Origin of the sequence: Guyparkeria sp. (assembly GCF_046545975.1) — a bacterium.
Lineage (GTDB): Bacteria > Pseudomonadota > Gammaproteobacteria > Halothiobacillales > Halothiobacillaceae > Guyparkeria.
On the sequence record NZ_JBKGYT010000006.1, the window covers coordinates 1 to 18,919 of the forward strand.

Consider the following 18,919-nt stretch of genomic DNA (forward strand, 5'->3'; position numbering starts at 1 on the left):
GGCCGATGAGGATGATGTTGCGCATGGCGAGGGATTATACCGACCCCGACAACGAAAAAACCCCGCCGATTGGGCGGGGTCGGTTAGGGGTTGTGGATGCCGGGGTCAGTTGATCAACTCGCCCTCGTTGTAGGACGCCAGGTCCTCTTCGTCCAGGATCCTCGGCGTGACGAAAATCAGGAGTTCGAAACGCGAATTATCGCGCAACCGGTTTTTGAACAGTTCGCCGACCCCCGGCAGGTCGCCGAAGAAGGGCACCTTCTCCATTTGCTCGAGGTTCTCGAATTCGTAGATGCCGCCGAGGACCACGGTCTGGCCGTTCTGGACCTGCACCTTGGTCTCCACCTCGCGGGTATTGATCGGCGGCACCCCGAGTACCTCGCGGGAGAAATCGGCCTCGTCCTTCTGCACGTGTATGTCCATGATCACGTTGTCGTTGGGCGTGATCTGCGGGGTGACGACCGTCTTGAGTACCGCTTCCTTGAAGTCTACCGAGGTGTTGCCCTGACCGGTCTGCTCCTGGTAGGGAATCTCGATGCCCTGCGAGATGGTCGCCTCGTGCCCGTTGGTGGTGATCACCTTCGGGTTGGAGACGATCTTGCCGTTGCCCTCACTCTGCATGGCCTGCAGTTCGAGGTTCAGCAGCACGTTCGAACCGAGGATGGCCAGGCCCAGGGAGCCGGTCGGATCGCCGCCAATCGGAGTGTTGACCATCCAGTCATTATCGGAGGTCGAGTATGTCTGGTCGTTGAGCGAGGGATCGCCCGGCGTCTGGATGGGCAGATTTTGCTCCCCAGGGCTCGGGGAGTCTCCGCCCAGGCCAACACGTTGTCCGCCACGGTCAAAGCCGCCTTGCAGCCCCCAGCGCACGCCCAGTTCCTTGGAGAAGTTGTCGGTGGCGATGACGATGCGGGTCTCGACCAGGACCTGCTTGACCGGCTTGTCGATCTGGTCGATCAGGCCCCGTACGCGGTCCAGCGCCTCGGCGGTGTCGGTGACGATGAGGTTGTTGGTGCGCGAATCGACCGTGATCGAGCCACGACGGCTGAGGAAATTGCCGTCACTGCTCTTCTCTTCCGCGTCCTCGCCCAGACCTGAGCTCTGACGGACCAGTTCGGCGATGTCCTCGGCCTTGGCATAGTTCACCTGGACGATGTCCGTGATCAGCGGCGCAACCTGCTGGGCCTGCTCGCGGGCGGCCAGTTCGGCCTTGTCGCGGGCGGCGACCTCGTCGGTGGGCGCCACGTAGATGACGTTGCCGTTCTGGCGCGAAGACAGTCCCTTGGTGGTCATGATCAGGTCGAGGGCCTGGTCCCAGGGCACGTTTTCCAGGCGCAGGCTGATCGAGCCTTCCACCGAGTCGCTCACCACGATGTTGTGGCCGGTGAAGTCGGCGATCAGTTGCAGCAGCGGGCGGACCTCGATGTCCTGGAACTTGAGCGACAGGCGTTCGCCCTTGTATTCCTTCTTGCCCAGCGAACGTTCGTCCTTCGACTCGGGGATCGGCTGGACCTCGAGGGCCAGGCGGTCACCGGTCTGGTAGGCCAGGTGCTCGCCGGCGTTGTTGGTCTTGATGGTCACGCGGCTGCCGTTGCCTGCCGGCCGTACGTCGACGGTTTCCACCGGGGTGGCGAAGTCGTTCACGTTGTAGCGGCCCTTCTCGAGGCGCGTGTCGGGCAGGTCGAGCACGATTTCGCTGCCCTGGCGACGAATGTCCATGGCCGCGTCGGTGCCGCCCACGTCGAGAAGCAGGCGGCCGGCGCCGCTGGACGCCCGACGGAAGTCGATGGCGGTGCCGGCGTCCATGCTGGTCGCGTCCGAGTCGCCCTTGCTGGTCACGGCCTTGCCGCTATCGGTCTTGGTCGCCTCGCGAGGCTCGTCGAAGGTGACCGTGACGCGGGAGCCATCCTGGCTGATCGAGTAGGGAACCGAGCCGTCGAGATTGAAGACGGCGCGGGTCTTGCCGCCGGCCTCTGCCAGCATGACCGAGTTCACCGCGCCCAGCCCGATTTTCGTGCTGCGGCTACCTGTCTCGTTGTCGACGCCGGGCAGGTCGACGGCAACCCGTGCCGGGTTGTCGATCTTGAAGCTGTCCGGTTCGGTCGCCAGCGGCTCGGAGAGGGTGAAGTGCACCTTGACCTGGCCATCGGAGGTCTGGTCGTAGCTGATCTCGCTCAGGTCGCCGGCAAAGGCCAGACTGGGTGCCATGGCGATGGCAAGGAGGCCGAGCCCTCGACGCATTCCTGTGCTCAGGCGTGAAGGTTTCTTGAAGTTGTCCATATCGCTGCTTCCCATCATTTAGCTCCGGTCGTTCGTCGACTTGACGACCGTTGTCTGTTTCTTCCAGCCACCCTGTCCGTCGGGCACGATTTCCTCAAGCGTGATGCTGGTCTCGCTGATTTCCATCACTTCGCCGTAGTTGCGACCCATGTGGTCACCCAGCGCGACCTCGTGGATGACGCCTTCGCCATCACGAACAAGGGCGAAGGTGGTCTCCTGCCGGTTGATGATGCCTCGCATCGACAGCGCATCCAGCGGGAACTGCTCCAGGGGCTCTTTGGGACGATCCAGGTCGGGCTTGAGCCCGTTATCCCTCTTATCCGATTCAGCCTCCGGGGGCATGAACGGCGTGCGCTCGTCCTCCGGCACGCTGTAGGCGTACTTCGGTGTCGGCTTCATTTCGGGGATCGGTTCGATCTCGCCGCCCGGGCGTGCCTCGAGCTTGGCGACCTCCTGCTTGAGATCGCTCATGTCCTGTGCGCACCCGCCGATCAGGCCAGCCGTCAGGAGGCCGGTCCCGATCAGACTCAGGCGGAGAGGCCGGAACCTGGTTTTTCGTGAGCTCATTGGCCGCCTCCTTGCTCGTCGCGTTCGAGGTAACGATAGGTTTTGGCCTCGATCTTCATTGAAAGCTTACGCGGGCCGTCGTCCGTGACATCCTCGTTCGGCTTGATTGCCGGGTTGTGCAGCGTGACGATCCGCGGCAGGTTCGCGGCGTCGCTGATGAAGTCGGTAAGTTCCTCGTAGGTGCCTCGGAGCGTGAGGTAGTAGGTCATCTCGGCGTAGAAATCGTGCAGCGTTTCTTCGCCGGGACGAATCTGCTCGTTCGTCAGGCCGTTCGAGAGCGAGGTCTCGGCGACGTTGTCGATCAGGTTTTCCGCCTCGCGCTTGTTCGGCAGCTGGCGCAGCAGCTCGCCAAAGCGGGTTTCCATCTCCTCGATCTGCGCCTCGTAGGCCTCGAGGTTGGCCGCCAGACGCTGCTTGCGATCCACGGTCTGCAACAGGGTCTGCTCCTCGTTCTGGGACCGCTCCAGCATCTCTTTCTGCGGCATGGTGTCGAAGTAGATCACCGCGCCGACGATCAGGATGAAGACGAAGGTGAAGATCACCAGCCGCGTCCCGAGGGAGGTCAGGCCGATGGTCTGGAAATCGAGGTTTCTCAGTTCGTTCAGATCCATGGCTTAGTCCTCCTTGTCCGCGTCGTCATCCCCGGGGGGCGTGATCTTGCCCTCGATGGAGAAGACATACCTGCCGGCCTTGAAACCGGCGTCATCCTTGGATGACTGAGCCAGGATCCCCGAACCCACCAGGCTGGCCTCGTCGAGGTAGTCGGCGTCATTCAGACGACGCAGGTAGGTCGCGACCCGGGCCTGCGCGTCGGCCATGCCCTGAATGCTGATCGCCTCGTCGTTCTTCACGCTCACGTCGGACAGTTGAATGCCGTCGGGCAGGGTGGTGACCAGGTTCTCCATCAGGTGGACGATGGTGGGGCGGTTCGACTGGAGTGTCTCGATGACTTCCATGCGGGCGGTCAGCTCGGCCTTGCGCTCCTTGAGCTCGTTGATCGACTCGATCTTGCGATCCAGTTCCTGGATGACGTCTTCGAGGTAGGCATTGCGGTCGTTCTGGTGCTCGATCTGCGCCTGCATGTACGTGTGGATGCCGAACGAGACGGCCACCGCGACGGCTGCCGCCAGCAACAGGTGGATGACGAAGTCGCGTTGCCGCTTCTGGCGCCGCTCCTCGCGCCAGGGGAGAAGGTTGATCCGTCTCATCAGTCGAAGCTCCTTAACGCAAGCCCGCAGGCAATCAGCATTGCGGTGCCATGCCGAGCGACCTGCTCGGTAGACACGCCAGGTCCCTTGGCGAGTGCGGCGAACGGGTTCGCCAGCCGGGTCGTGACTCCGGTCTCGTTGTTGATGCGCTCGGTGGCGCCGTGGGTATTGGCCGCTCCGCCACCCAGCAGGATCAGGTTGACGGTGTTGCCACTCGATTCGGAATAGTAGTACTGAATGAAGCGCTCGACGTTCATCGCCAGGGCGTCCAGGTAGGGCTGGAGCACCTTCCGTTCGTAGTCCTCGGGAAGGCTGTCGTCGCGCTTTCGCTGGTCCGCTTCATCGAGGCTCAGGCCGTACTGGGCGGCGATGTCGGCGGTCAATTGCTGGCCACCGCCTTCGTGCTCCCGGGTGTAGACGATGTCGTCGTCCACGAAGATGTTCAGTGTCGTGGTGGTGTCGCCGAGATCGAAAACCGCCACCGGCTGGGAACGTTCTTCCGGCGTGAGTGTCGGAGCAAGTATCTCGGTATAGGCGTTCTGGAGAGCGAACGATTCGATGTCGATCACGTCCACCGCCATTCCCGCCGCCTCGGCGACAGCGACACGGCTGTCGACGTTGTCCGTGCGCGTTGCCGCCATCAGGACGTCGATCCCGACCTCCTGGCCGGAACGGCGTTTCTTCTGCTTGCCGAGGATGTCCGATTCGAGTTTCTCGAAATCGAAGTTCACCTCGTCGATCGGGAACGGGATGTACTGGGCGGCCTCGGCCCGGACCTGTTCCTCGAGTTCGAATTCATTGCCGGGGTTGTCGATATGCAACACACGGCTGACGGCCGAGGACGTTGGCACCGCCATGCAGAGGCGTTTTCCCTTGAGGCGCGCGCGCTGGGTGGCGCGGGTGAGGGCGGCGGCCACGGCGTCGGTGTCGGTGATCGACTTGCCCTGCACGGCCCCCGGGGGAAGTGGTTCGGTGGAAAAGGCGGCCGTCCTGTAGCCGCCGCGGTGTTTTTCCAGTTGGATAATCTTCACGGCGGTCGAACTGATATCGACCCCGATTCGTGTTGGCTTTGCGCTAAATAGTGGCACGATCATTCCCTTCCTTTTGAGCGTGCGTTAAGGTTTCGCACACACGCACCTTGGCTCCCGATTACGCATCCTATGGCATAACTGCCGCGCTTGTCGACAACCATGCTCAAGGCGCTTACCCAACTTAATGGTCGCTGACCTGCTTTCACGATTTCGAATGAAGCTTATCAAGACACTGTCATATCTTCTTGGTTTGGGGGTGATTCTGTGCCTGGCGGGTGCAGGCGTCCTGTATCATATTTACAACACGCAGTTGCCCAGCATCGACGAGCTGGGCGATGTGAGTTTCGAGATGCCCATGCGCATCCATGACCGGGAGGGCGGCCTGATCGCGGAGTTCGGCGACCAGCGGCGGCTGCCCGTCGACTACAACGAACTCCCCGAGGTGGTCGTCGATGCCTTCGTCTCCGCGGAGGATGACCGGTTCTTCGAGCACGTGGGCGTCGACTTCTTCGGGCTCGCACGGGCGGCGGTGGAGCTGATTCGCACGGGCCACAAGAGCCAGGGCGGCTCCACGATCACCATGCAGGTGGCGCGGAACTTCTATCTCGGGCGGGAAAAGACCTACACCCGCAAGCTTTACGAGATCCTGCTGGCGATCAGGATCGATCGCACCTTCAGCAAGGAGGAGGTCCTGGCCCTTTACCTGAACAAGATCTTCATGGGGAACCGGGCTTACGGGGTCAAGGCGGCAGCGAAGGTCTACTTTGACAAGGACCTGCCCGAGCTCACCGTCGGCGAGGCGGCGATGCTGGCCGCCCTGCCCAAGGCGCCGTCGAGCACCAACCCGGTGAGCAATCCGGAGCGGGCGCTGGCGCGGCGCGCCTACGTCCTCGGTCGTATGCTCAAGCTCGGCAAGATCGATCGTGACACGTTCGATCGAGCGATGGCCGAGGAACTTCCCGGCAGGCTCTACACCTCGGGCAGGGTGGAGACTCGTGCCCCCTATGCCGCGGAAATGGCGCGTCAGGATCTGGTCGAGGAGTACGGGCCGGAGGCCTATAGCATGGGGCTGTCTGTCCACACGGCCATCGACCCGGAGGCGCAGCGGTCCGCTGACAGGGCGCTGCGCCGTTCGCTGATCGACTACGATCGCCGTCACGGCTATCGCGGGCCGGAGGCCGACTGGAGCCAGTGGATCGATCGCCCGGACGAGTTGCGCGAGCGGCTGGAGGATACCGACCGGGTCGGCGGACTGATCCCGGCTGTCGTGCTCGCCGTCGAGTCCAACGAGGCCACGTTGCTGGCCAAGGGGACGGGCGACGAGGTTCGACTGGACCTTTCCGCGATGGAATGGGCCTGCCCCTACCGTTCCGCCGACAACTGCGGGCCCAAGCCGAAGGCCGTGACCGACGTGCTTTCCGCCGGCGACCTGATCCGGCTGGAGCCCACGGAGAACGAGGATGGCAGCGCGTATCGCCTGGCCCAGATTCCCGACGTCGCCGGCGCCTTCGTGGCGCTGGATCCGGACACCGGAGCGATCCGGGCCATGTCGGGCGGATTCGACTTCTTCCATGAAGGAGAGTACAACAATGTGGTCCGGGCGGAGCGACAGCCCGGCTCGGGGTTCAAGCCGTACCTGTATTCCGCTGCCCTGGATCGGGGCTTCACCTGGGCGAGCATGATCAACGACTCGCCGGTGGTCATTCAGGACGGGGTGCGCGAGGGTATCGACTGGCGACCGAGCAACTACGGGCGCAATTTTGGCGGAATGCGACGCCTGCGTGATGCCCTGACCCACTCGGTCAACCTGGTCTCCGTGCGACTTGGTCAGGCGGTCGGTCCGGCCGACGTGCTCGACTATGCCGGCCGGTTCGGCCTGCCGGTCGACGACTGGAAGCCCACGCTGTCCATGGCATTGGGGGCCTACACCCTGACGCCCATGGATCAGGCGGTCGGGTTTTCCGTGTTCGCCAACGGGGGTTATAGGGTCAGCCCGTACCTGGTCTCCGAAGTGGAGGACCTCGATGACGGGGTGATCTATTCACATCCGACCGTCAGCCTTTGCGACGATTGCCCTGCGGACACCGCGGACACCAGTCTCGCCCCCAGGGTGATCAGCGAGCAGAACGCCTTCCTGATGCGGTCGGGGCTCAAGGACGTCGTCCGCCACGGGACGGCCACCCGCGCCCACCGTGCCCTCGAGCGCGACGACATCGGCGGCAAGACGGGCACGACCAACGATCAACGCGATGCCTGGTTCAGCGGCTTCGGGCCTGAGTGGGTGGCCACGGCCTGGGTGGGCTTCTCCGACAACGACGAGCTCGGCGATCGTGAGACGGGCGGCAGGGCGGCGCTGCCCATATGGATCGACTTCATGCGGGACATGCTGCCACCTCCCGCCGGAGAGGAGTCTCCGCCGGAGGGCATCGTCACGGCCTGGATCGATCCGAAGACCGGACGTCGGGTGCCCGAGGACCACCCGGGCGCGGTCCGGGAGTTCTTCGATGTGACCAATCCGCTGGCCGAACTCCCCAAGGAGGATGCCGCGGCCGGGGCCGGCACCTCGCGCGAGGTGATCGAGAATCTCTTCTGAGCCCCGCCCGCGCCAGACCGGGCGCCGGGCGGCGGCAAGGTGATTGGGAGGTGAGTTTCATGGGGCCTGCGCCACTGGAGGTGCTTCGCGTGGCCGCCCGCCTGGTGGCCGAGTCTCCCGGGCAGGATCCGCGTCGTGCGCTGGAGAAGGCCGCCCGTCAGGTCGGCCAGAGTCTCGACCGGCGGTTTCTCGCCGCCGACCTCGACCGCCTGGAGGCCGAGACGCGGCAGTACCAGGCCACGTTTCGGCCGGGGCAGCGCGAGATGTTGCGCTCATTGCGCGAGGCGGCACTCGAGGCCATGTCGTTCTTCGAGCGCTTTCGACCGCGGCTGGTGGGCGAGGTGCTCTCGGGAACGGCGGACGAGCATTCACCCATCGTGCTGCAGTTGTTTGCCGCTACCCCGGAAGATGTCATCGACCTGCTCGTGACCCGGGATATCCCCTTCGAGGAGTCGGAGGCGACGTACCACTACGGTGACGGGCGCAGCGAGCGCTGTTCCGTCTTCGAGCTGGGCGCGCAAGGCCAGCATTTCCGGCTGGAGGTGTTCGCGGAAGACGATATCCGCGAGGCGCCGCTGGCCCCGGCGGGGAGCGGGACGATCCGGCGGGCGTCCGCGCGCGCGGTGCGCGAGTTGGTGGATATGGCTGGGGGCTGATGCCCCTGTAACCGCCCCGGTCGGGGCGCAAGGGCCGGCCAGCGGTGCCTCAGCGGGCGCTGAGGCGGTGGACCGCGTCGACCAGCACCTTTACCTTGTCCGGGTCGACGTGCTGGTGGATGCCGTGGCCGAGGTTGAAGACGTGGCCGGGGTGCGGGCCGAATTCCTCGAGGATGCGGGCGACCTCGCGTTCGATGACCTCGTCGGGCGCGTAGAGCACGCTCGGATCGAGGTTGCCCTGCAGGGCGACCCGGTCGCCCACCTGGGCGCGAATGGCGTCGAGCGTCACCGTCCAGTCCAGTCCGATACCGTCGGCGCCGGTGTCGGCGATCCAGGAGGCCCACTGGCCGCCACCCTTGGTGAACAGCGTGACCGGCACGTAGCTGCCGTCGGGTCGCCGGCGCTCCAGGCCGTCCACGATGCGCTGCATGTACTGCAACGAGAACTCGCGGTAGTCATGTGGCGCGAGGACTCCGCCCCAGGTGTCGAACACCATCAGCGCCTGCGCGCCTGCCTCGATCTGGGCATTGAGGTAGTCGGTGACCGAGTCGGCCAGCTTCTCCAGGAGCTGGTGGGCGGCCTTCGGGTCGCTGTAGACCAGTCCCTTGACCTTGGCGAAGTCCTTGGTGCCACTGCCCTCGACCATGTAGGTCGCGAGTGTCCACGGGCTGCCGGTGAAGCCGATCAGCGGCACGCGGCCGTCCAGGGCCTTGCGGATCGTGGAGACGGCGTTCATCACGTAGCCGAGATCCGTTCCCATGTCCGGCTTGGGGATGCGGGCGATGTCCGCCGCCGAGCGCACCGGGCGCTCGAAGATCGGCCCTTCGCCGGCGACGAACTTGAGCCCCAGCCCCATGGCATCGGGGATGGTGAGGATGTCGGAGAACAGGATCGCCGCATCGAGCTCGTAGCGCTCGAGCGGCTGCAGCGTCACCTCGCAGGCGAGATCGGCCGAGCGGCACAGGTCCATGAAGCTGCCCGCCTGCTTGCGGGTCTCCCGGTATTCCGGCAGGTAGCGGCCGGCCTGGCGCATGATCCAGATCGGGGTGCGGTCGACCGGCTGGCGCATCAGGGCGCGCAGCAGGCGATCGTTCTTCAGCGGGGAGGTCATCGAGGTCATACGTCCAGGTAGTCGAGGATGCCGAAGGCCGCGTTGCGTCCCTCGAAGACGGCGGTGACCACCAGGTCCGCGCCGCGAACCATGTCGCCGCCGGCGAAGATCTTCGGGTTGCTCGTCTGGAAGGCGGGGGCGTTGCTGTCCTTGTGGACCACCACGCGACCGCTGGCGTCGAGTTCGATCTTCTGGCGCCCGAACCAGTCGGCCGGGGAGGGGCGGAAGCCGAAGGCGACCAGTACCGCGTCGGCCTCGATCACCTGCTCGGAGCCCTCGATGGCCACCGGGCGGCGGCGCCCGCGCTCGTCCGGCTCGCCCAGGCGGGTCTCGACGAACTTCACCCCGGTGACCTGCCCGCCTTCACCGAGAATCTCGACCGGCTGCAGGTTGAACTTGAAGTGCGCGCCTTCCTCGCGGGCGTTCTTCACCTCGCGGCGCGAGCCCGGCATGTTGTCCTCGTCTCGGCGATAGACCGTGGTCACCTTGGCCGCGCCCTGGCGCAGGGACGTGCGGGTGCAGTCCATGGCGGTGTCGCCACCGCCGAGAACCACCACGCGCTTGCCGGAGACGTCGATGTACGGATAGTCGCCGCCCATGTCGAGCTGATGGTTGGTGTTCCCGATCAGGAAGGGCAGCGACTCGTGGACGCCGTCGAGGTCCTCGCCCGGGAAGCCGCCCTGCATGGCGTTGTAGGCGCCCATGCCCATGAACACGGCGTCGAATTCCTCGAGGAGGTCGTCGATGGACACGTCGCGGCCGACCTCGGTGTTCAGCCGGAATTCGATGCCCATGCCCTCGAAGATCTCGCGACGGGTCTGCATCACGTGCTTCTCGAGCTTGAACGAGGGAATGCCGAAGGTGATCAGGCCGCCGATCTGCGGGTGGCGGTCGAAGACCACGGGCGTCACGCCGTGGCGGGCCAGGATGTCCGCGCAACCGAGCCCGGCCGGGCCGGCGCCGATCACCGCGACGCGCTTGCCGGTGGGAACGACGTCGGACATGTCCGGACGCCAGCCCATCTTGAAGGCCTCGTCGGCGATGTATTTCTCGACCGAGCCGATGGTGACGGCGCCAAAGCCGTCATTGAGCGTGCAGGCGCCCTCGCAGAGACGATCCTGCGGGCAGACGCGGCCGCAGACCTCGGGCAGCGAGTTGGTCTTGTGCGCCATCTCCGCCGCCTCGAGCAGATTGCCTTCGGCGATCAGCTTGAGCCAGTTGGGGATGTAGTTGTGAACCGGGCACTTCCATTCGCAGTACGGATTGCCGCACTCGAGACAGCGGTCGGCCTGCTCGGCGGCCGTGTCGGGAGTGAATTGCCCGTAGATTTCGTTGAACTCTTTGACGCGCTCCTCGGCGGGAGCGACCTCCGGGTCGCGTCGCGGGACGTTCAGGAACTGGAAAATCTCGCCCATGGCTCGTTCTCGAATTGATGGTTCGGATCAATGCGGTACACGGGTTCGGTCACCCGTACGGCACGACCGCCCTCGGGGCCTTCCCGTGGCTCAGGCCGAGAGTTTGTCGCGGACTGCCTTGCTGACCGCCGCCATGTCGGCGCGGCCGGCGAGTCGCTCGCGGGCGACCTTCATGACGGCGCCCATCTGGCTCATCTCGGTTGCCTGCTCGGACCGGATGATCTCGGCAACCGCCGCCTCGATTTCCTCGGGGGAAAGTTGCTTGGGTAGGTAGGTCTCGATGATCTCGAGCTCGGCCTCTTCGACGGCCTTGAGATCATCGCGTCCGGCCGACTCGTACTGGGCGATCGACTCGCGGCGCTGCTTGGCCTGCTTCGTCAATATGCCCAGTGCCTCGTCTTCCGACAGTTCGCGACGCTCGTCGATCTCCTGCCGCTTGATGGCGGCAAGCAGCATGCGGATCGTGGTCAGGCGGGACTTTTCCCCGGCCTTCATGGCCGCCTTCATGTCGGCGGTCAGTCGCGACTTGATCGTACTCATGCGTAAAGGCGCCGGCTGACGATCAGTACAGGCGGACGCGGCGCGCCTGTTCCTTGGAAAGACGCTTCTGGTTGCGCTTCACGGCAGCAGCGTGCTTGCGCTTGCGAGCCGCTGTCGGCTTCTCGTAGTACTCACGCTCGCGCATCTCGCTAATGATGCCGGCTTTCTCGCAGGAGCGCTTGAAACGACGAACTGCAACCTCGAAAGGCTCATTTTCCCGAACACGTACAGAAGGCATGAATGCGTTCCACCTCGTTGACTGAATTGGAAATGTTTTTCGATGGGACCTGCGGGGCCCAAAATAAAAGGTGTTGTAGTATAAAGCGTTGCCCGCGGTGTGCAAGAGGCAAATGCACCGCGACCATCGAGCCGAGCGAGAGGTGATTTGCGTGCGAGTACTGGCCGTCGAGAGCTCCTGCGACGAAACCGCGCTGGCCGTCTACGACGGTGAGCGCGACGCGTTGCTGGCCCATCGGGTCCATTCCCAGACGGCGGTGCATGCCGAGTACGGCGGCGTGGTGCCGGAACTGGCGGCCCGTGATCACATGCGTCGCCTGCCGTTGCTGGCGCGCCAGGTGATGTCGGACGCCGGGCTGGGTCATGGGCAGATCGACGCGGTCGCGTACACGGCGGGGCCCGGCCTTGCCGGCGCCCTCATGACCGGGGCGGCCTTCGCCAAGGGTCTGGCGGCATCCCGGGGAGTGCCCGCGATGGCCGTCAACCATCTCGAGGGCCACATCCTCGCGCCTCTGCTCGGCGACGATCCGCCATCCTTTCCGTTTCTCGCCCTGCTGGTCTCCGGTGGTCACAGCCAGTTGATCGAGGTGCAGGAGGTCGGCCGCTATCGCCTGCTCGGCGAGAGCATCGACGACGCGATCGGCGAAGCCTTCGACAAGTCGGCCAAGCTCATGGGGCTTGGCTACCCGGGGGGCGCGGCCCTGTCGCGTCTGGCCGAGAGCGGCGATCCGGCGGCCGTGCCGTTTACCCGTCCGATGGTCAACCGCCCGGGGCTCGATCTCAGCTTCAGCGGGCTGAAGACGGCCGTGGCCAACGAGATTGCTGCTGGCCGGCCTTACGCGGACGTGGCGGCGTCGTTCGAGCGGACCGTCATCGATACGCTGGTGATCAAGCTCGGGAGGGCCCTGGAGCAGACCGGGCTGGATCGACTCGTGGTCGCCGGGGGCGTGGCGGCCAACCGGCCGCTGCGCCAGCGGCTCGCCACGATGATGGCCGAGCGTGGCGGGACCGTGCATTTCCCGTCCATCGAACTGTGTACCGACAACGCCGCGATGATTGCGTTGGCGGGCTACCTCCGTCTGCGGGCGGGTGAGGCGGATGCCGAGCCCGGCTTCTCGGTGCGGCCTCGCTGGCCGCTCGAATCGCTCCGCCCGCCCGGCGCCGTTGCCTGAGGGCTGACCGGCCATTTCAGAGTGATCATTACTCGTCCGCGGCCGTTTCCGGCTTCTTCTCGCCGATACGGGGTTCCTCGCCTCGCATCAGCCGGCGGATGTTGGCGTGGTGTCTGATGATGAGAATCAGTGCCATCACGGACACGGCCATGCCGATCACGGGGGGTGACAGGAAGGTGGCCAGCGTGGCGGCGACCACCGAGGCGAACAGGGCCGCAAGCGAGGAGTAGCGCGTGGCGAATGCGGTGCTGATCCAGCCGACGATGGCGACCACGCCGATCACCGGCGCCATGCCGAGGATCGCCCCGGCGGCGGTGGCGACCCCCTTGCCTCCCTTGAACCCGAAGAAAACGGGGTAAAGGTGGCCGAGGAAGGCGAAAAGTCCGGCGGCCGCCATGCCTGTCAGGCGCTCGGGATCGCTGGCCGCGGAGGCCACCACCAGCACCGGCAACAGCCCCTTGAGGAGGTCGCCCACTAGCGTGACAATGGCCGCCTTCTTGCCGCCGAGACGAAGGACATTCGTAGCCCCGGGGTTGCCCGACCCGGCGGCACGCGGGTCCGGCAGGCCGAGCAGTCGGGCCGTGATCACGGCGGTGGAGATCGAGCCGACCAGATAGGAGGCCGTGGCGACAATGAGCAGGAAGGGCCAGTCGAGGGCAGTCAAGTGGTGATACCGGTGTTTAAATGGGGCCGCCATTATCCCGGGGCAAGCGCTCGTCGGCAAACGCCGATCTTCGAGCCTCCGGAGCCGACCGGATCATCGGCGTGACGGTCGCTCATCGTGAAAGCGGCAAGGCCGTGCCGGCCGTCGGCCTGGTCGGCGGGTGGTCGTTTCCGGCCGAGATGTTCGCTCCGCTAGTCCGGCGGCTGCCCTCCGTCGAGGTCAGCGCGCATGACTGGAAGGGGTTCGCCGACACCTGGCTGGATGATGGGGTGCCGGTCGAGGTAGCGGGCGGCACCTGGCTGGGGTGGTCGCTCGGGGGTGGTCTGCTGCTCGAGGCGATCGCCCGGGGGAACATCCGTCCCGACCGGCTGGTGCTGGTAAGTGCGACGCCACGGTTTCTCGCCGCTGACGGGTGGCCGGGTGCGGCGCTCGGCGAGTGGCGAGCCCTTCGGCGGGCGGCGCTGGCGGATGCCCGGTCGGCTGCCTGCGGGTTTCGCCGGCATTTCGGGTTGCCGGGTTGTGCTGTGCTGCCCCCGGGGGAGTCCGACCATGTGTCAGGGCTGGACTGGCTGGCCGCGATTGATCGTCGCGACCTGCTGGAAACGCTCGACATGCCGGTGGAGGTCTGGCTGGCGCCGGATGACCCGCTGATCCCGTCGACGTGGAGCGAACAGCTTGCACTCCCCCGAACCGTCATCGGTCGACGCCTGCCGAAGTCGGGGCACGCCGCTCTCTTTGACGCCTGGGACGACCTGGCCCGGGCGCTGGATCCCGGGGCGGTCTGAAATCCGCCCGGGTCGAGGTCTCGACCGCTCAAACACACCTTAAATCTTTCCGGAACGCTATTGCCCATGTCATCCCGTGCCGTATTCGATCTAGACCGGGTGAGGAGTCGCTTCAACCGGGCGGCCGACGCCTACGACCGTCATGCCGCCGTCCAGCAGGAGATCGGGCGGCGTCTCGACGAGCGCTTCGGCTGGCTGAAGCTCGATCCGGAACGCATCCTCGACCTGGGGGCCGGCACCGGGCAGATGGTGCGGGCCATGCGTTCCCGCTATCCCAGGGCCAGCGTCGTCGGGATGGACCTCGCGGAAAACATGCTGCGGCACCTCCCAAGGGAGCGCTGGTGGTCGCGCCGGCGGCTCGCCGTTGCCGCGGACATGCATGCCCTTCCGTTCGTCGGCGGGTCGATGGATGTCGTGGTGTCCAACTTCGCGTTGCAGTGGAGCGACCGGCCGGAGGCGTTGTTCGCCGAGGTCGCCAGGGTGCTGGCCGCGAGCGGCGTGTTTTCCTTCACGACGCTCGGGCCGGACAGCCTTCAGGAAATCCGCCGTGCCTGGGCCGAAGTCGATGTCGCGCCGCACGTGCACCAGTTCCTGGACATGCATGACCTGGGCGACGCCCTGGTGGGGGCGATGCTGGCCGACCCGGTCATGGACCGGGAGACGGTGATCGTGACCTATCCCACGGTCGATGCCCTGCTGGCCGACCTGCGTGGAGTGGGCGTGGGCAATGCCCAGCGCGGACGGGCCGCCGGCATGACGGGGGCGAGGACGTGGCGACGTTTCCGCGAAGCACTCGCCGGGCAGGCCGTCGATGGGCAGATTCCGCTGACCTACGAGATCGTCTACGGTCTGGCATGGGGGACCGGCGTGTCTCCGCTCATGCATGGCGTGGAGCACGGGCAACGAGAGATGCCGGGACCCGCGGGGCCCGCGGTCGGGGAATGATAACGTCGGCGGAATTCAGATAAGGATTAACAATCCCGTATATGGTTTTTTTATTACCCGGTTTGATTGTGGTGCTAACTGATTGAAAGTGCACGATCTTGTGCCCCCGGGTCTCGGTTAATGAAGTAAATTCATAGGTTTTTGTCCGGGGTGGATTGGATTATCATTGCCCGTCGAAGAAAAAGGGTCTGGCCGATCTGGCCGGGATGAACCTAAAAGTCTGGAGGGGTCACGATGTCCACCACAACAGCTTCGGTCGCAACCGAGCAGTACAACTACGGCATCGTCAAGAAATTCGCCATCATGGCCATGATTTGGGGCGTGTTGGGGATGCTTGCCGGTGTCTACATTGCCAGTGAGCTGGCATGGCCGTTTTTGAATTTCAACATCGCCGAGATCACGTTCGGCCGGCTGCGCCCGGTGCACACGACGCTGGTCATCTTCGGCTTCGGTGGTAGCGCGCTGTTCGCGACGTCCTACTACATCGTGCAGCGCACCTGCCAGGCACGGCTCTGGGGCGGCAATCTGATGCCCGAGCTGACCTTCTGGGGCTGGCAGCTTTCGATCCTGTTCGGCGTCATCCTCTACATGGCCGGCTACACGCAGAGCCGCGAGTATGCCGAGTTCGTCTGGCCGGTCGACCTGGTGATCGCCGTGACCTGGGTGATCTACTTCATCGTGTACGCCATGACCCTGGTCAAGCGCAGCCAGCCGCACATCTACGTGGCGAACTGGTTCTTCATGGCCTTCATCCTGGCCACCGCGCTGCTGCACATCTTCAACAACCTGCAGGTGCCGGTCGCCTGGAACAGCCTCGAGTCCTACGCGCTCTTCGGCGGTGTCCAGGACGCGATGACCCAGTGGTGGTACGGCCACAATGCCGTCGGCTTCTTCCTGACTGCCGCGTTCCTCGGCATGATGTACTACTTCGTGCCCAAGCAGGCCGGTCGCCCGATCTACTCCTACCGCCTGTCGATCGTCCACTTCTGGGCACTGTCGTTCCTGTACATGTGGGTCGGTGCACACCACCTGCACTGGACCGCACTGCCGGACTGGGTCTCCACCCTGGCCGCCACCTTCTCCATCCTGCTGCTCCTGCCGTCCTGGGGTGGCATGATCAACGGCATCATGACCCTGTCGGGTGCCTGGGAGAAGCTGCGGACCGACCCGATCATGCTGTTCCTGATCACCGCGCTGGCCTTCTACGGCATGTCGACCTTTGAAGGTCCGATGATGTCGCTCAAGTCCGTCAATGCACTGTCGCACTACACCGACTGGACCGTCGGCCACGTCCACTCCGGTGCGCTGGGCTGGGTGGCCATGATCACCATCGGTTCGTTCTATCACCTCATTCCGCGCCTCTGGGGCACGACGCTGCACTCCACCAAGTTGGTGTTCGTGCACTTCTGGCTGGCCACGATCGGGGTCGTGCTCTACATCGTCTCCATGTGGGTCGCCGGTATCGGCCAGGGCCTGATGCTGCGCGCCTTCGACCAGTACGGCAACCTCGCCTACACCTTCATCGAGACCGTCTCGTTCATGCACATTCCATACGTGGTGCGTGCGATCGGTGGGATGTTCTTCCTGTCGGGCATGCTGCTGATGTCGTACAACCTGTACATGACGATCTCGGGTGCCCGCCAGCCGGCATCTGCCGAAGGTCGTGACGCCGTCGCTGCCGCCGCACGCTAAATGGATTGAGGTTAGGTGAATGAAACACGAAAGCATTGAAATCAACTCCGGTCTGCTGATCGTCCTGACGCTGGCGGCCATCAGCATCGGCGGCCTGATCGAGATCGTCCCGCTGTTCCACATCGAGGAGACGGTCGAGGAAGTGGACGGCGTCCGCCCCTACACCCCGCTGGAGCTGCGGGGTCGGGATATCTACGTTCGCGAGGGCTGCTACACCTGCCATTCGCAGATGATCCGCCCGTTCCGTGACGAACAACTGCGCTACGGCCATTACTCGCTGGCGGCGGAGTCGCAGTACGACCACCCGTTCCAGTGGGGCTCCAAGCGCACCGGTCCGGACCTGGCGCGCGTGGGCGGCAAGTACTCCAACGAATGGCAGACCCAGCATCTGGTCGACCCGCAATCGCTGGTCCCCGAGTCCATCATGCCGGGCTACCCGTGGCTGCTGGAGAACGAACTCGACTACAGCCAGATCGAGGACCGCATGGTCGCGCTCAAGCGCGTCGGTGTCCCGTACTCGCAGAGCCAGGAAGAGTACGACGCCAACGTCGAGGAGTTCGGCAAAGAGATGGCGGACAAGCTGCACGTCTCGAATGCGACCGACGTCCTGAAGAGCCAGGCTGATGAGGAGAACTGGGACGGCAACCCGGACCAGATCACCGAAATGGATGCCCTCGTGGCTTACCTGCAAGTGCTGGGCACGATGGTCGACTTCTCGAAGTACGAAGAAGGCCACTTCAACCAGTTCCGTTAATACTTGAAACCGCCACCGCCGAGGTGATCTCTTGATTGGCGATATTTTTGCGTGGTTGGGCAACATGGAGAACAGCAAGCCGTTGGCGCTGATCCTGTTCTTCAGTGCCTTCGTGGGAATCATCCTGTACGTCTACACCGGCAAGCGGCGCAAGCAGCGGCTGGAGTCCTACAAGGACATTCCCTTCATGGACGACGACGAGCTCGACCCCACGCAGCATAAGAAACAACAGGTGAAGAAAGATGAGTCAAACGGAAAATAAGCAGGGGCAGGTCGAGACCACCGGGCACGTCTGGGACGGCGATCTGCGCGAATACAACAACCCCTTGCCCCGCTGGTGGCTGTGGGCCTTCTACGTGACCATCGTATTCTCGGTCGTCTACTGGATCCTCTATCCGGCGTGGCCTTACGGCGATACCTACACCAAGGGTATGGGTTCGGTCGAGTACACCGTCGAGAACGAGGCGGGGGAAGAGGAAACGGTCTCCGAACACTGGAACACCCGCGCGCTGTTCACCCGCGACATGCAGACCAGCCCGTCTGCGGTGGCGCAAAAGGAGTGGGTGGGGCGAGTCGAAGGCATGAGCTTCGACGAGATCGAGGAGGATCCCGATACTCTGCAGTTCGCGCTCTCGGTCGGCCACGGCACCTTCGGCGACTACTGTGCCGCATGTCACGGCGCCGGTGGCCAGGGCAAGGTCGGGCTGTTCCCGAACCTGGCGGACAACGACTGGCTGCACGGCAATTCCTACGAGACCATCGCTGACAAGATCAAGAACGGTATCAAGGGCAACATGCCGGCTCAGAACGTACCCGAGGACAAGATCGACGACCTCGCCAAGTACGTGCTGAGTCTGTCGGATGCGGCCGATGTAAGCGACGAAGCGGCCAGTCGCGGCAAGGAGTCCTTTTCCAGCTGCGCCGGGTGCCACGGTGCCGAAGGCAAGGGCAAGGAGTCGATGGGCGCTCCCAACCTCACCGACGCCATCTGGGACGTCGCCGATGTGCCGGGATGCGGTGATGATACCGCCTGCAAGATCGACGAGATCAAGCACGTCGTCAACAACGGTATCGAGCGGGAGATGCCCGGATTCGGCGATCGCCTCAGCGACACGCAGGTCCGCATGCTGGCCATCTACGTCCGGCAGCTCGGGGGCAACTGATCCGCCGGATCACGCAACCCAGCTGCAAGTGAAGGAACACCGGCATCATGCCGGTGTTTCTGTATGCACCTCGGGCAGGGAGCGGGGTGTCGGGAAGGTGCACGGT

The 18,919-nt window shown here is 64.5% G+C and carries 19 protein-coding genes; 9 read left to right on the top strand and 10 right to left on the bottom strand.

Annotated elements, in window-relative coordinates:
* Positions 1-105 precede the first annotated feature (105 nt).
* The 5 genes from pilQ to pilM form a co-directional block, all read right to left on the bottom strand.
* Positions 106-2,241 carry a type IV pilus secretin PilQ gene (gene pilQ / locus ACLFMY_RS01175; RefSeq protein ID WP_410762677.1) on the bottom strand — a complete coding sequence of 712 codons (2,136 nt, stop codon included), beginning with the start codon at positions 2,239-2,241 and terminating at the stop codon, positions 106-108.
* Positions 2,242-2,298: 57 nt separating this feature from the next.
* On the bottom strand, positions 2,299-2,751 hold the full coding sequence (locus tag ACLFMY_RS01180) for a pilus assembly protein PilP (RefSeq protein ID WP_410762678.1): 453 nt from the start codon (positions 2,749-2,751) through the stop codon (positions 2,299-2,301).
* A gap of 92 nt (positions 2,752-2,843) precedes the next feature.
* Entirely contained in the window at positions 2,844-3,458 is a 615-nt protein-coding gene (locus ACLFMY_RS01185) for a type 4a pilus biogenesis protein PilO (RefSeq protein ID WP_410762679.1), read from the bottom strand.
* A 3-nt stretch (positions 3,459-3,461) separates the two neighbouring features.
* The gene (locus ACLFMY_RS01190; RefSeq protein ID WP_410762680.1) at positions 3,462-4,055 is read right to left on the bottom strand and encodes a PilN domain-containing protein; all 594 of its coding nucleotides are present in this window, start codon (positions 4,053-4,055) and stop codon (positions 3,462-3,464) included.
* Entirely contained in the window at positions 4,055-5,149 is a 1,095-nt protein-coding gene (gene pilM, locus ACLFMY_RS01195; protein WP_410762681.1) for a type IV pilus assembly protein PilM, read from the bottom strand. The genes ACLFMY_RS01190 and pilM overlap by 1 nt, the downstream gene beginning before the upstream one ends.
* A gap of 274 nt (positions 5,150-5,423) precedes the next feature.
* Here pilM and ACLFMY_RS01200 point away from each other — a divergent pair, with 274 nt between their 5' ends.
* Together ACLFMY_RS01200 and ACLFMY_RS01205 are read left to right on the top strand one after the other, a co-directional pair.
* Positions 5,424-7,679, top strand: a complete 2,256-nt coding sequence (locus ACLFMY_RS01200; protein WP_410762682.1) for a penicillin-binding protein 1A — start codon at positions 5,424-5,426, stop codon at positions 7,677-7,679.
* A 59-nt stretch (positions 7,680-7,738) separates the two neighbouring features.
* A complete protein-coding gene (locus ACLFMY_RS01205) occupies positions 7,739-8,335 on the top strand; it encodes a hypothetical protein (protein ID WP_410762683.1) in 597 nt (198 codons plus the stop codon).
* 49 nt (positions 8,336-8,384) lie between these two features.
* On the opposite strand, the gene hemE is transcribed toward ACLFMY_RS01205, so the two are convergent.
* The 4 genes from hemE to rpsU all read right to left on the bottom strand — a co-directional run bounded on the left by hemE (position 8,385) and on the right by rpsU (position 11,639).
* Positions 8,385-9,446, bottom strand: a complete 1,062-nt coding sequence (gene hemE / locus ACLFMY_RS01210; protein ID WP_410762684.1) for a uroporphyrinogen decarboxylase — start codon at positions 9,444-9,446, stop codon at positions 8,385-8,387.
* A gap of 5 nt (positions 9,447-9,451) precedes the next feature.
* Positions 9,452-10,861: an FAD-dependent oxidoreductase gene (locus tag ACLFMY_RS01215; protein WP_410762685.1), complete on the bottom strand. Its 1,410-nt coding sequence runs from the start codon at positions 10,859-10,861 to the stop codon at positions 9,452-9,454.
* Positions 10,862-10,951: 90 nt separating this feature from the next.
* Entirely contained in the window at positions 10,952-11,401 is a 450-nt protein-coding gene (locus ACLFMY_RS01220) for a GatB/YqeY domain-containing protein (RefSeq protein WP_410762686.1), read from the bottom strand.
* Positions 11,402-11,423: 22 nt separating this feature from the next.
* Positions 11,424-11,639 (bottom strand): 30S ribosomal protein S21, encoded by a 216-nt coding sequence (gene rpsU / locus ACLFMY_RS01225; protein WP_372591812.1) that lies wholly within the window; start codon positions 11,637-11,639, stop codon positions 11,424-11,426.
* Positions 11,640-11,790: 151 nt separating this feature from the next.
* Here rpsU and tsaD point away from each other — a divergent pair, with 151 nt between their 5' ends.
* On the top strand, positions 11,791-12,810 hold the full coding sequence (gene tsaD, locus ACLFMY_RS01230) for a tRNA (adenosine(37)-N6)-threonylcarbamoyltransferase complex transferase subunit TsaD (RefSeq protein WP_410762687.1): 1,020 nt from the start codon (positions 11,791-11,793) through the stop codon (positions 12,808-12,810).
* A 28-nt stretch (positions 12,811-12,838) separates the two neighbouring features.
* Here the strand turns inward: tsaD and plsY are convergent, their stop codons facing one another.
* Positions 12,839-13,474 carry a glycerol-3-phosphate 1-O-acyltransferase PlsY gene (gene plsY, locus ACLFMY_RS01235; protein WP_410762688.1) on the bottom strand — a complete coding sequence of 212 codons (636 nt, stop codon included), beginning with the start codon at positions 13,472-13,474 and terminating at the stop codon, positions 12,839-12,841.
* 101 nt (positions 13,475-13,575) lie between these two features.
* Here plsY and ACLFMY_RS01240 point away from each other — a divergent pair, with 101 nt between their 5' ends.
* The 6 genes from ACLFMY_RS01240 (at position 13,576) to ccoP (ending at position 18,813) form a co-directional block, all read left to right on the top strand.
* On the top strand, positions 13,576-14,259 hold the full coding sequence (locus ACLFMY_RS01240; RefSeq protein ID WP_410762689.1) for an alpha/beta fold hydrolase: 684 nt from the start codon (positions 13,576-13,578) through the stop codon (positions 14,257-14,259).
* 66 nt (positions 14,260-14,325) lie between these two features.
* Positions 14,326-15,204 carry a malonyl-ACP O-methyltransferase BioC gene (gene bioC, locus ACLFMY_RS01245; RefSeq protein ID WP_410762690.1) on the top strand — a complete coding sequence of 293 codons (879 nt, stop codon included), beginning with the start codon at positions 14,326-14,328 and terminating at the stop codon, positions 15,202-15,204.
* A 234-nt stretch (positions 15,205-15,438) separates the two neighbouring features.
* Positions 15,439-16,896 (top strand): cytochrome-c oxidase, cbb3-type subunit I, encoded by a 1,458-nt coding sequence (gene ccoN / locus ACLFMY_RS01250; RefSeq protein WP_410762691.1) that lies wholly within the window; start codon positions 15,439-15,441, stop codon positions 16,894-16,896.
* A 19-nt stretch (positions 16,897-16,915) separates the two neighbouring features.
* Complete coding sequence (ccoO, locus tag ACLFMY_RS01255; protein ID WP_410762692.1) at positions 16,916-17,650, top strand: cytochrome-c oxidase, cbb3-type subunit II; 735 nt, start codon at positions 16,916-16,918, stop codon at positions 17,648-17,650.
* A 64-nt stretch (positions 17,651-17,714) separates the two neighbouring features.
* On the top strand, positions 17,715-17,912 hold the full coding sequence (locus ACLFMY_RS01260; RefSeq protein ID WP_410762693.1) for a cbb3-type cytochrome oxidase subunit 3: 198 nt from the start codon (positions 17,715-17,717) through the stop codon (positions 17,910-17,912).
* Complete coding sequence (ccoP, locus tag ACLFMY_RS01265) at positions 17,893-18,813, top strand: cytochrome-c oxidase, cbb3-type subunit III (RefSeq protein ID WP_410762694.1); 921 nt, start codon at positions 17,893-17,895, stop codon at positions 18,811-18,813. The genes ACLFMY_RS01260 and ccoP overlap by 20 nt, the downstream gene beginning before the upstream one ends.
* The last annotated feature ends 106 nt before the right edge of the window (positions 18,814-18,919 follow it).